13 protein-coding genes are annotated in these 12248 nt (G+C 38.9%); 11 read left to right on the forward strand and 2 right to left on the reverse strand.

Translation table 11 applies throughout. The features are described 5' to 3' along the window. Nucleotides 1-74: 74 nt before the first annotated feature. Entirely contained in the window at nt 75-1619 is a 1545-nt protein-coding gene (locus ACLIJJ_RS07505) for a DHA2 family efflux MFS transporter permease subunit (RefSeq protein WP_233317768.1), read from the reverse strand. 264 nt (nt 1620-1883) lie between these two features. On the opposite strand from ACLIJJ_RS07505, the gene ACLIJJ_RS07510 reads away from it, so the two are divergent. From ACLIJJ_RS07510 to ACLIJJ_RS07545, 8 genes are all read left to right on the forward strand, one after another. Further along, nucleotides 1884-2780 (forward strand): TetR/AcrR family transcriptional regulator, encoded by an 897-nt coding sequence (locus tag ACLIJJ_RS07510; RefSeq protein WP_233317766.1) that lies wholly within the window; start codon nt 1884-1886, stop codon nt 2778-2780. A gap of 144 nt (nt 2781-2924) precedes the next feature. Then, entirely contained in the window at nt 2925-3776 is an 852-nt protein-coding gene (locus ACLIJJ_RS07515; RefSeq protein ID WP_233317765.1) for a GRP family sugar transporter, read from the forward strand. Between the two features lie 16 nt (nt 3777-3792). Beyond that, on the forward strand, nt 3793-4578 hold the full coding sequence (gdh, locus tag ACLIJJ_RS07520; protein ID WP_237941110.1) for a glucose 1-dehydrogenase: 786 nt from the start codon (nt 3793-3795) through the stop codon (nt 4576-4578). A gap of 124 nt (nt 4579-4702) precedes the next feature. Beyond that, a complete protein-coding gene (locus tag ACLIJJ_RS07525; protein WP_237941111.1) occupies nt 4703-5143 on the forward strand; it encodes a MarR family winged helix-turn-helix transcriptional regulator in 441 nt (146 codons plus the stop codon). Between the two features lie 115 nt (nt 5144-5258). Then, nucleotides 5259-5708 (forward strand): hypothetical protein, encoded by a 450-nt coding sequence (locus tag ACLIJJ_RS07530; protein WP_411410734.1) that lies wholly within the window; start codon nt 5259-5261, stop codon nt 5706-5708. A gap of 138 nt (nt 5709-5846) precedes the next feature. After that, nucleotides 5847-6875: an NADH:flavin oxidoreductase/NADH oxidase gene (locus ACLIJJ_RS07535; protein ID WP_233317756.1), complete on the forward strand. Its 1029-nt coding sequence runs from the start codon at nt 5847-5849 to the stop codon at nt 6873-6875. A gap of 105 nt (nt 6876-6980) precedes the next feature. Further along, the gene (locus ACLIJJ_RS07540) at nt 6981-7871 is read left to right on the forward strand and encodes an NAD-dependent epimerase/dehydratase family protein (protein WP_411410735.1); all 891 of its coding nucleotides are present in this window, start codon (nt 6981-6983) and stop codon (nt 7869-7871) included. A 106-nt stretch (nt 7872-7977) separates the two neighbouring features. After that, on the forward strand, nt 7978-8112 hold the full coding sequence (locus tag ACLIJJ_RS07545; RefSeq protein ID WP_267913467.1) for a hypothetical protein: 135 nt from the start codon (nt 7978-7980) through the stop codon (nt 8110-8112). 32 nt (nt 8113-8144) lie between these two features. Here ACLIJJ_RS07545 and ACLIJJ_RS07550 read toward each other — a convergent pair whose 3' ends face one another. Next, entirely contained in the window at nt 8145-9503 is a 1359-nt protein-coding gene (locus ACLIJJ_RS07550; protein WP_237941114.1) for an amino acid permease, read from the reverse strand. Nucleotides 9504-9765: 262 nt separating this feature from the next. Here ACLIJJ_RS07550 and ACLIJJ_RS07555 point away from each other — a divergent pair, with 262 nt between their 5' ends. The 3 genes from ACLIJJ_RS07555 to ACLIJJ_RS07565 all read left to right on the forward strand — a co-directional run bounded on the left by ACLIJJ_RS07555 (nt 9766) and on the right by ACLIJJ_RS07565 (nt 12209). Next, nucleotides 9766-10059: a Dabb family protein gene (locus ACLIJJ_RS07555; protein ID WP_233317750.1), complete on the forward strand. Its 294-nt coding sequence runs from the start codon at nt 9766-9768 to the stop codon at nt 10057-10059. Between the two features lie 494 nt (nt 10060-10553). After that, entirely contained in the window at nt 10554-10985 is a 432-nt protein-coding gene (locus ACLIJJ_RS07560; RefSeq protein WP_127735207.1) for a helical membrane plugin domain-containing protein, read from the forward strand. A 39-nt stretch (nt 10986-11024) separates the two neighbouring features. After that, nucleotides 11025-12209 (forward strand): NAD(P)/FAD-dependent oxidoreductase, encoded by a 1185-nt coding sequence (locus tag ACLIJJ_RS07565; protein ID WP_233317748.1) that lies wholly within the window; start codon nt 11025-11027, stop codon nt 12207-12209. The last annotated feature ends 39 nt before the right edge of the window (nt 12210-12248 follow it).

A 12248-nucleotide genomic window follows, 5' to 3' on the forward strand; every position in this document is an offset into this window, starting at 1 on the left:
AAAAGGAGGTTGATATATTGATATAAAAAAACCAAGCTGATCATAATCACAGCTTGGCTTTTTGTATCTATTTATTAGTTTTCTGCAAGTTTTGCAGAAGTTTTTTGCTGCACTTTGTTTGGATTGCTTTGAATATCTTCAGCAGGTGTTGCTCGTTTCATAAAGAATGACAGGATTAAAGCAAGAACAACGACGCCGACAGAAATAAGGAATGCATCATTAATTCCTTCCATCATTGCTTTCATCGCAAGCTGTTCTTTAGCTGCCGCAAGTGTTGCCGCATCTGGCTGTACTGTGCTGTTAGCCATAGATTTCATTGCATCTTCTGCCAATTCATTTGCATGTGTTGTAGTGCGGTTGGACATAATGGTGATCATTAATGCAGACCCGATTGCGCCAGAAACTTGCTGCAATGTATTGTTCATTGCTGTGCCGTGCGGATTCAAACGTCCAGGCACTTGATTTAAGCCGTTTGTCATTACTGGCATCATAACCATTGACATCCCGAACATACGGAAAGAATAAATGATGATTAGAGTTGTATAAGATGTGTCCATTGTTAATTTGCTGAACATATATGTTGTAACAGCTGTGATAGCCAACCCGGTTACTGCTAAAATACGGGCACCATATTTATCAAAAAGTTTACCAGTAATTGGCGACATAATTCCCATAATGATTGCCCCAGGTAAAAGCAGCAGTCCTGAATCTAGTGGAGAGATACCTCTAACTGTTTGAATGTACATAGGCATTAACAGCATCGCAGAAAACATGGCAATATTAACTACAATAGAAATCGCTGCTGATAATGCAAATAACGGATATTTAAAAATCCTGAATTCAAGCATTGGATTTGGAATTTTAAGCTGTCTTACAATGAAGAGAACTAAACTTAGGAAACCAATAATCAATGTTCCATAAACATACGGGCTGTCCCAGCCTTTGTTGCCGGCAGTGCTGAATCCGTACAGCAGACCGCCAAAGCCTAATGTTGACAGAATGACAGAAAGGGTGTCGATAGAAATATCTACTTTATCCTTTTTATCCTTTAATTTCACAATGGCAAGTACCAAAACAAGAATGGCAATTGGTGCGATTACACGGAATAAAACATGCCAATGGAAGTGCTCTACGATATAACCAGACAATGTCGGACCAATTGCTGGTGCGAAAATCATAACTAAGCCGAATACTCCCATTGCACTTCCGCGTTTTTCAACAGGGAAGCTTGTAAGCAGGAAGTTCATCAATACTGGCATCATAATCGCAGAACCAGAAGCTTGGACCATACGTGCTGCCAACAGAACCGGGAACGATCCTGAGAAGCCTGCCACAAGTGTACCAATGGTAAACAATGACATCGCTGTGATAAACAGGCGTCTAATGGAATATCTTTGAATTAAAAAAGCCGTTGTCGGAATCATAATTCCGTTAACGAGCATGTAGCCTGTAACGAGCCATTGCCCGACAGAAGCATCAATATCAAAGTCCTTATTAATAGAAGGCAATGCTATATTTAATAATGTTGAGTTTAAGATAGCAACAAAAGCCCCGGCCATCAGAATGGCGATAATGCCATATGGTGGCTTTTTCGTATTTTGTGTTGCTGTGTTGTTCATGAAATGTTTTCCTCCTTATGAACCTTTAGTTCATTTTTTATACAATTGTTCTAGGCTTAAATAATAATATACTGGCAGTATAAATTTTGCAATAAAAAATGTTTAGGTTTACTAAAAAATAAATTTTGTTGGATTATTTTTCCTGTTGAATAGCGAGAGCAAGGCTTAATGGTAACGTTTTCTTTGCTGATTTCTTGAAATTATTTACCGAATAGGTTAGTATGTTTTTTGAACTGTCAGTATAATTTCCCTAAGGTGATGAATATGAATAACCGGAAAAAGCATGTATTGAATAAAGCTCATGAGCTATTTATTGAAAAAGGATTCCAAGCCACATCCATTCAAGAAATTCTAGAAAGTAGCGGAATCTCGAAAGGAACCTTTTACAACTATTTTTCAAGTAAAAATGAACTGCTGATTTCTATTTTTAAGGATATATACACTGAACTTGGCGAGAAGCGCAAACAGCTTATGATTGGTCAAGATAAAGCTTCATTGGCAATTTTTATTCAGCAAATTGAATTGTTAATTAACACGAACAACCAGTATAAGATTATCTCTCTTTTTGAAGAAATTTTATTTACGAATGATCCGGAGCTCAAGCAATTTTTGAACAGGAGGAGAATTCAGGAATTAAACTGGCTGTATAAGCGGCTAATGGATATTTGCGGAATTGATAAAAAACCGTATCTGCTTGATTGTGCCGTCATGTTGACTGGCAACCTTCATAATATGATCTTTTTCTATTCGTTAGATCAACAGCGGCAAATAGATGTTCATAAAATTGTACAGTACAGTGTTAATAGAATAATTGCGATGACAGAGGATGTTGCGAAGACTGGCGAACGAGTGCTTGCTCCTGAATTGCTGTTAAAATGGCTGTCAGACAGCGCCGAAAGTGACAGGCATACAGATAGTAAAAATATTTCCTGTATGATTGAATCTTTAAAGCTAATGGTTAGAAACAGTGTGCAAAATGTGGAAGATCAGAAAAAATATGAGGAATTAATCGATTTTGTGGAGGAAGAGCTGGCAGAGCCGGAAAATCGCCGCAAGCATCTTGTCGATATGGCAATAGGTGAGTTAAAATCTTCAATCAGCGACAGTGAATGCCATAAAGCAGTTTGTTTACTAGAAGAAAAAGTGCTGACAATGGAATAAGCAATGGAGTGGCCTGAAATCCGCAAATCGAGATTTTAGGCTTTTTTTTATTAAGTTACTTGCTTTATTAATAAATATGCTGATTAGATTTTGCACGATTAGGGAAATTTAAACGATATAACAAGAAAGTGGGTTTGATTTAAAGTGGAGTTTTTTTTAGCAATTCTTCCTGCTCTGTTTTGGGGCAGCATCGTATTAATTAATGTGAAAATAGGGGGCGGGGCATACAGTCAGACATTAGGTACAACAATTGGTGCACTTCTTTTCTCTGCTGTAGTTTATTTGATTGCAAGACCGGAGCTGTCCCTTCTTATTCTTATTGTCGGTATATGTTCAGGTATCTTTTGGGCAATTGGGCAAAGCAATCAATTTAAATCAATTGAATATATTGGGGTTTCAAAGACAATGCCAATTTCAACTGGTTTGCAGATTGTATCAACAACCTTGTTTGGTGTCCTAGTATTTCGTGAGTGGACAACTGCTACTACCATTATTCTTGGCATTATTGCCATTCTTTGTATATTAGCAGGGATAATTTTAACTACATATGATCAGAAGAGAAGTGCAGATGAGTCTGCCAAACTGAAAAAGGGGACAGTTACCTTACTGATTTCTACTTTAGGGTATTTAGGCTATGTTGTAATCGCAAGACTGTTTTCTGTTGATGGCTGGTCAGCACTCTTCCCTCAGTCAATCGGAATGGTGATTGGCGGACTTGTTATTACATATAAACATAAGCCATTCAATCTTTATGCATTAAAGAATATATTGCCTGGTTTGTTTTGGGCAGCTGGAAATATGTTTTTGTTTATTTCGCAGCCAAAGGTCGGCGTGGCAATCAGCTATTCTTTATCCCAGACAGGTGTAGTTATTTCTACCCTAGGCGGAATCTTCTTATTAGGAGAAAAGAAAACAAAGCGCCAGCTTGTCTTTGTTGCGGTTGGGATTATCCTCATTATTGCAGGGGTCATCTGTTTAGGCATCGCGAAAAAATAACAAGGAGGAACTTTCCGTGTATACTGACTTAAAAGGTAAAGTAGTGGCAATTACAGGAGCATCGACGGGCTTGGGCCGTGCAATGGCAATCAGATTTGGTAAAGAGGGGGCTAATGTTGTCATCAATTATTTTTCTGATGACAACGAGGCATCAGCTGTCAAAAAAGAAGTCGAAGAAGCAGGCGGACAAGCTGTCATTATTCAAGGTGATGTCACAAAGGAGCAAGATGTCATCAATCTTGTTAAAACTGCGCATGACCACTTTGGAAAGTTAGATATAATGATAAATAATGCAGGAATTGAGAATCCAGTGCCATCCCATGAGATGACATTAGACAATTGGGAAAAGGTAATCGGCACAAATTTGACTGGTGCGTTTCTTGGCAGCAGGGAAGCGATAAAGTATTTTGTTGAGCATGATATTAAGGGCAATGTAATCAATATGTCAAGCGTTCATGAAATGATTCCGTGGCCGACATTTGTTCATTATGCAGCAAGTAAAGGCGGGGTGAAGCTGATGACAGAAACACTTGCCCTTGAGTATGCTCCAAAAGGAATACGTGTAAATAATATCGGGCCTGGTGCCATTAACACTCCTATTAATGCAGAAAAGTTTGCCGATCCTGCCAAGCGAAAAGATGTGGAAAGTATGATACCATTAGGCTATATAGGAAAGCCGGAAGAAATCGCTGCCGTTGCTGCTTGGCTTGCATCTGATGAGTCCAGCTATGTGACAGGGATAACTTTGTTTGCAGACGGCGGTATGACAAAATATCCGTCTTTCCAGGCTGGGAGAGGCTAAAATAGTTAACAAACAACACTGATATCCTCTGCATTGACCGTTATACTCCCTGTTGGTAGAATGGGAGTTAGTATTTTATAGGAAAGAATTCGGGTTTTGTTATAAGGATATAGGTGGAGATACAATGATGGAAAAACCGGCAAATTCATATACGGAAAGCTGGCTGGCATTATCAAGCTTACAAGGTGCAATAGCGACGGAGCTTGAACATGTCCTGCAGCATCAGCATAAGCTTTCACTTAGAGAGTTTTATGTGCTTCTTTATTTGTCAAAAGCACCAGAGCATAAGCTTAGACTTCAACAGCTTCAAGATATGGTGGGCTTGAGCCAAAGTGCCTTATCAAGGCTTGTGACAAGACTTGAAGCGAAGGAATGCGGAGCCCTGCAGCGACATCTGTGCACAGATGATCGGAGGGGAATTTACACTGCATTGACTGAGTATGGTAAAGACAAGTTTGTGAAAGCAAATGAGACTTTTTCTAACACACTGGCAGCTATACTGGAAAAGACAGAAACAAAAAATGACCTTAGTTCCATATTGCAAATGATGATTGGAAAGAAGTAAAAGCTGATAAGCACATGTCCGCTTTTACTTCTTTCCTTTTTTTATATTTTGTTGTAACTTTTTCCATTCAGTTTTCGCCCTATTAGAAGAAGACAGACTAAGGGGATGTGCTCGTTTGCGAAGGATAATCTTACTGCTTTTTTTCTTTGTATTGCTAATAGGCTGTTCAAACATTCAGCCTGTCATGAATGAACCACCTAGTCTTTTTATTGTTATGGACGATATCCGGCATGAAACGAAGCTTGGCAGCTACTGCTGGTCAAATGGCGGAAGCGGTGTTTGTGCAGATACAGCTGGACCGTTGGAGCTGCTCAAGGATGAAACACCGAAAAAGGTCAAAGCTAATCAAAGGATAAAATTTGAATTTGATTATGAAAATCCTTCTGAAGGGAGCTTACAACAAATACAGTCTGAAAATAAAGAAACAACAGTATTAAAAGCTGGTGGCCAAATGAAGGCTCCGCAAGAAGCGGGAATCTACTATTTTGTGTACTCTGCTTTGTGGACAGATGAGGATAGTCCTAATGGAGATGCACTATATGCTTTTGCTATTGAAGTGGAATAGGTTTGGGAGAAAACGGGTATCTTGTATGTGGAAAAAAAGAGAGAGCTATTTCAAGTTATTTTATTTGACCATCTAGAACAGGAATGATAATTTATATGCATGAGCATGCATTTTGAAAAAGAAAGAAGGAATATAACGATGGAACATTTATTTTCTCCATACTCTTACAAAAGCTTAGAGCTAAAAAACAGAGTTGTTATGCCGCCAATGTGCCAATATTCTGTGACGAAAAAGGACGGAATTGCAACAGATTGGCATTACGTTCATTATGTAAGCAGAGCAATCGGTGGTGCGAGTTTAATCATTATTGAAATGACAGATGTTGAACCAGACGGAAGGATTACTGACTATGATTTAGGATTATGGTCTGATGAGCAAATTGCTCCACTTGCAAGAATAGTGGATGCTTGTCATCAACACGGTGCGAAAGTGGGCATTCAAATTGCTCATGCTGGTCGCAAAGCAGAAGATGCAGAGCTTCCAGTCGCTCCATCGCCAATTCCATTTGACGAAAACTCGAAAACACCTAGAGAGCTAACAACAGATGAAGTAAAAGGGATGGTAGAGAAATTCCGTGCTGCAGTGGAGCGTGCTGTAAAAGCGGGCGTTGACACAATTGAGCTTCATGGTGCACATGGCTATTTAATTCACCAATTCCAATCAAAGCTGACAAATAAACGGGAAGATGAGTATGGTCAAGATCGTACGAAATTTGGTGTGGAAGTTATCAAAGCAGCTAAGAGTGCTATGCCGGAAGATATGCCTTTAATTTTGCGCATTTCTGCGAAAGAATATGTGGAAGGCGGCTACGAGGTGGAAGAAAGCATCGAGTTTTCGAAAGCGTATGTGGATGCAGGTGTGGATATATTCCATATAAGTGCAGGCGGAGAAGGCCCGATTGCAGCAGCAGGAAAACCTGGCACACATGTTGCTTACCAAGTGCCGTTCGCACGAGCATATAAACAGGCATTTAATCTTCCTGTCATTGCTGTAGGCAGATTGGATGAAGCAGCTCTTGCTAATTCAGTTATTGGAAATGAAGATGCAGAACTTGTTGCAGTTGGAAGAGGAATGTTAAGAAATCCTTACTGGGCATTAGAAGCAGCTGCTCAGTTAAGGAAGGAAACAGCAATTCCACAACAATATGTACCAGGGTTCCCAAGATAATTATTCAAAAAGGTGCATAGCTATATGCATCTTTTTTCGTGCAGAAAAAGGATACGCTTCCTGTTTGTAGAATAATATAGTGGCATTACATAGGAAGTATCATCAGTGGAGGGGATATTAGTGGAAAAAGCGCTTGTGATCGGTGGAACAAGGTTTTTTGGTGTGCATCTTGTAAGGTCATTATTAGACATGGGTGTTCATGTAACAGTAGCAACTAGAGGGATGGCGGCAGATCCCTTTGGAGACGAAGTGGAACGAATTTTCTTTGACCGCTCTGATTTAACGAACTTTAAGGAATCATTTAAAGATACAAAATGGGATGCTGTTTATGACCAGATTTGTTACTCCTCAGAAGATGCACTTAATGCAATAGAGGTTTTCAGCGGAAAAACGGAACATTACATACTAACATCCACATTATCTGTGTATGACTCTTACAAGCAGCTTTTAAAAGAAGAAGATTTTAATCCATATGAATATCCAATCGTTATAAAATCCGCCAAAGAGGTGACATATCAAGAAGGAAAAAGACAGGCAGAAGCTGTGTTTTTCCAAAAAGCCCCTTTTAAGACGGCAGCAGTAAGAATTCCCATCGTACTTGGAATCAACGATTATACTAAAAGACTTGAATTTCATACAGAAAAAGTGGCAGCCGGGGAAGAAATCTATTTCCCTAACATTCAGGCAGCAATGGGATTTATTGATGAAAAGGAAGCAGGAAACTTTATTGCCTGGGCTGGAGTAAAGGGGATAGAAGGGCCAGTCAATGCATGTGCTGACGGCATCATTCACTTGTCTGAACTAATAGCAATAATTGAAAAAAGCACTGGAAAACAAGCGGTTTTAGCTAATGAGAAGCAGGACAATAATGCATCTCCTTATGGAATTGACTCATTTTGGGCAATGAGCAATGATAAAGCTAAAGGGATGGGGTATCTATTCTCGAATTTGCAAGAGTGGCTGCCAAGCCTTATAAATAGTATAACAAAAAAGTAAAGTGAATAATTGGAAACTAGCCAACCTGTGCGTATGGTTAGTTTTTTTGCGTAAAGGAAACTTTTTTAACATAATGCATATAAATGGTATTAAAGGAGTGATTTAAATGAATCGAAGCGGACGAGTTGAAAAGAAGATTGCTGCATATTCTTATATTTGCAAAACATTAGGAATTATTAATGAAGCAGAAATGAAACAAATCCAAGCTGGCATCTCTAATAAAAAACGGCAAAATCGCTAAAAGAGGAAAGCTTAGAACGCTTTCCTCTTCATTTAGGTGGTTTCAGGTGAGGACTTTTTATGTTTTAAATGTACGATAAAGGTTGCAATCCCAATCAGTAAAACACAAGCAAGACTTATAAAAAAGCCAGTTCGAATACCTTTTTCTAACACTGTCCCGCTGACAGCAGCAAGAATAAGAAGCAGTCCGATTATTGCCTTTGTCTTATCCCATCCTTTAGGCTTCAAAACTTTAAAGGAGGAGAACAAAATAAATGCCCAATTGTACAGTAACAGTATCCCGGCTGCAGTTGTAATATACTCAAATATCTTCCCTGGCAATAGTAAAGCAGCTAGAACGGATGCAAATAATCCTATTGCTCCTAAAGTTAATGAGGGAAGGGGCAGCTTATGAAATTTCTTTAGCTTCTTTTCGAAAATTTTAGGTGCATCGCCACCTTTAGCCATTGTAACAAGTAATTTAGTTACACCGAATAGCGATGCAGTCATCGTTGAAAACCCAGCAATAATGATCGCCCCATTAAAAACATGAGGGAAAAAGCTGAGCGGATAACCTGCGAGTGCTGTTACAAAAGGACTTTCCTTCTCATTAAATTTATCAAGTGGTACAAGCAATACTGCTAAAGCTAAAGACAGAACATAGATAATCAGCAAAATGATGAGCATATTAGTACCAGCTTTTGGTGCATCCTTCTTGTCCTTAAGCTGCATCGCCATCATTCCAATAACTTCTATCCCTCCATATGCATAAAAGGCATAGATAAGAGATGTCCAAAATCCTTTATATCCTTTTGGGAAAAAAGCATCAAGGCTTTTAGGGGTCTGCATAGCATGATCTCCGCCATGAATCCATCCAAATAAAGCTGCAGCTCCTAAGATGATAAACATAACAATCGCTGCTGTTTTTATAACAGCTAAATAATTCTCAACCTTATCAAAGCCGTCTGTGCCCAAGAAAACGACAAATATCGATAATACAGCAAAAATACAAGCAAATACCCAAAGAGGTATTTTGGGAAACCAAAATTGTGAAAGAAGAGACAGGGCGGTAAGCTGGCTGCCCATAATAAGAATATTGGAACCCCAATAATTCCAACCGCAGCTAAAGCCGGCCCAAGAACCAAAAGCCTTGTTAGCGTAATAACAAAAGGACCCTTCCTGGGGATCTTCTGCTGTCATTTTTGCCAATAAATTAAAAACAATATAAGTTCCAATTGCCGCAATCATGAAAGATAATACAATCGCTGGACCTGTTTCAATGATTCCCAGGCTGGAACCTACAAAGTAGCCAGTGCCAATCGTACAGCCGACACCAACAAGTGATAATTCATACCATTTTAAATTACCTTGCTTATTTGAATCCTTCTGATTGTCTTTTTCTTGGCTGCTCATAATAACTCCTTCTTAAATAATAATAAAAATGGTTATATGTCTTAACTTAGTATGTATCGTTTTCATTGAAATATTTGCGGAGCGCTGATTTTCATCATTGATGGAAAAATATGTGTAAAATTAAGCGGCAGACCTTGTCTAAGCACTACAAAGGACTCAGGAAAAATAAGTCCATTTACATAACTTTGCTAAAAAATTTGCTGCTTGTTTAAAATTCCGCTAAAATGAGAACGAAAAAAGTATGCCAGAAAGAGGTTCAAGCATGATAGATCATATTGTCCTTGTCAAATTTAGTGAAACAACAACAGAAGAACAGCTGCAGGAAGTGATTAAAAGGTTCCGCGCCTTAAGAAACAAAATCATGGGAGTTGTAGACCTGCAGGCAGGACTGAACTTCGCCCAAAGCAGTAAAGATTATCAGGTAGTCCTGAAGGTTCGTTTTGAAGACAGGGAGGCCCTTGCATTATATGGACCAAATCCCGAACATCAAGCAGTAGCAACATATATTCGCGAAGTCGGCAGAGTCGACAGCATCGTCGTGGATATTGAAATATAAAAGAAAAACAGGCCGAAATTGGCCTGTTTTTTGTATTAGATGGATCAAAAGAAATTATCTCCACACATTAAAAATAGAATGCATAGCGGCAGGTTGATACGTGAAGACTATGATTAAATCGACAAATATTTGTAAAAAGTTCTCACTGAAGCATAACTAACGTATCTATAATAACAACGCATGACATCAAGGTTTTTTCCTGGTAGGTAAGAGCAAGGATTGGATGGAGTCGCTGTGACATATCTCACACAAAACAAAAAAATCTTTAAAATTTTGCGGTTCTCACATTTATTTTTAATAAAAAAGTGGTATTATATTAAAGGAGTTAATGAAGGGTTGTTGTAGAAACTTTAGAATTACTAGTTTTGTATAACTACATACCTTATTATCAATGTATCCAAATTATTAGTCTACGAACTATTGTGCAAAAATGCACAATAGTTTGATATTCAAAAAAACATTAGGAAAATGCCAATAGCAAAGGAGAATCAGTTATGTCAGAAACAACTACACAAACAAGTGCTGAACTGACAGCTACATCTACTAATAGCCAAGACTTATTGGATCAGCTTTTAAAGCCTGAGGTACAAGAGTCATTGACTACTTTAATCGAACAGCTGCCAAAATTAACAGAAGTCGTTAATACATTGACAAGCTCATATGATCTTGTTCAAGGCCTATCAAAAGATGAGGTCTTCATGAGTGATATGGTCAATGCAACAACTGAAATGCTTGAACCAGTCGTTCATTCAGCAAAAGGTATGGCTTCAGCTGTAATTGAAGCGAAGGATCGTGCTGAGCAAAGCAATGAAACAATCGGTGTATTCGGATTGCTTAAATTACTAAAAGATCCTCAAGCTCAAAAAATGCTGCGTTTTACACAAAGCTATCTTCAAATCTTGAACGAACGCGACCAACAAAAATAAGTTCAACAATTGAATAGAACGAAGGACGGAGGATATACCATGGCAAAAAATATAGTTATTTTAGGTGCAGGCTACGGCGGTCTATTGGCAGCTCAAAATGTCCGCAAATATTACACTAAATCACAAGCGAATGTAACGGTAATCAATAAATATCCAACACACCAAATCATTACGGAATTGCATCGCCTTGCAGCAGGAAACGTTCATGAAAAGGCTGTAGCAATGCCTCTTGATAAGCTTCTTAAAGGTCTTGATGTTGATATTAAGATTGCAACAGTTGAATCTTTCAACGTAGATAATAAAGAAGTAATCCTTGCAGGCGGATCTAAGCTAAGCTACGATGCACTTGTTGTTGCATTAGGAAGCGTAACAGCTTACTTCGGTATTCCTGGATTGGAAGAAAACAGCATGGTTTTAAAATCAGCTGAAGATGCAAACAAAATTTTCAAGCATGTGGAAGAACGCATCAGCGAATATGCTAAAACGAAAAAACCAGAAGATGCTACTATTCTTATCGGCGGCGGCGGATTGACTGGTGTTGAACTAGTTGGTGAACTAGCTGACATCCTGCCTGCAATGACAAAGAAATACGGCGTTGACTATAAAGAAATCAACCTATCTCTTGTTGAAGCAGGACCAAAGATTCTTCCTGTTCTTCCAGATGATTTAATCGACAGAGCTACTAAAAGCTTGGAAGCTCGCGGCGTTAAGTTCTTGACTGGACTTGCAGTAACAAATGTAGCAGGCAATGTTATTGACTTGAAAGATGGTCAAAAAATCGTTGCTAACACATTTGTATGGACTGGTGGGGTTCAAGGTAACCCTCTAGTTGGTGTTTCTGGTCTAGAAGTAAACCGCGGACGTGCTACAGTTAATGACTTCTTGCAATCAACTTCACATCCTGAAGTATTTGTTGCAGGAGACAGTGCTGTATACTTCCCAGCTGATGGAGATGGTCGTCCAGCACCTCCAACTGCACAAATCGCATGGCAAATGGGTGAATTAATCGGGTACAACCTTTTTGCTTACCTTGAAGGTAAAACACTAGAAGGATTCAGCCCAATCAACTCTGGTACACTTGCAAGCCTAGGCCGCAAAGACGGAGTTGCTATTGTTGGCGGAAGCTCTACACCGCTTAAAGGCATGCCTGCATCATTGATGAAAGAAGCTTCTAACATCCGTTATCTTTCACATATTAAAGGCTTGTTCAGCTTAGCATACTAATATTTTTTCTAAAGGAAGGGTTGTCTTAACGACAATCCT

It is taken from the genome of Niallia laureatilytica (assembly GCF_046613985.1).
GTDB lineage: Bacteria > Bacillota > Bacilli > Bacillales > Cytobacillaceae > Niallia.

Coding starts and splice junctions, on each gene's coding strand:
- ACLIJJ_RS07505 (WP_233317768.1), bottom strand. CDS start 1,619: ATGAACAACACAGCAACACAAAATACGAAAAAGCCACCATATGGCATT.
- ACLIJJ_RS07560 (WP_127735207.1), top strand. CDS start 10,554: ATGTCAGAAACAACTACACAAACAAGTGCTGAACTGACAGCTACATCT.
- ACLIJJ_RS07550 (WP_237941114.1), bottom strand. CDS start 9,503: ATGAGCAGCCAAGAAAAAGACAATCAGAAGGATTCAAATAAGCAAGGT.
- ACLIJJ_RS07510 (WP_233317766.1), top strand. CDS start 1,884: ATGAATAACCGGAAAAAGCATGTATTGAATAAAGCTCATGAGCTATTT.
- ACLIJJ_RS07535 (WP_233317756.1), top strand. CDS start 5,847: ATGGAACATTTATTTTCTCCATACTCTTACAAAAGCTTAGAGCTAAAA.
- ACLIJJ_RS07555 (WP_233317750.1), top strand. CDS start 9,766: ATGATAGATCATATTGTCCTTGTCAAATTTAGTGAAACAACAACAGAA.
- ACLIJJ_RS07545 (WP_267913467.1), top strand. CDS start 7,978: ATGAATCGAAGCGGACGAGTTGAAAAGAAGATTGCTGCATATTCTTAT.
- ACLIJJ_RS07525 (WP_237941111.1), top strand. CDS start 4,703: ATGATGGAAAAACCGGCAAATTCATATACGGAAAGCTGGCTGGCATTA.
- ACLIJJ_RS07565 (WP_233317748.1), top strand. CDS start 11,025: ATGGCAAAAAATATAGTTATTTTAGGTGCAGGCTACGGCGGTCTATTG.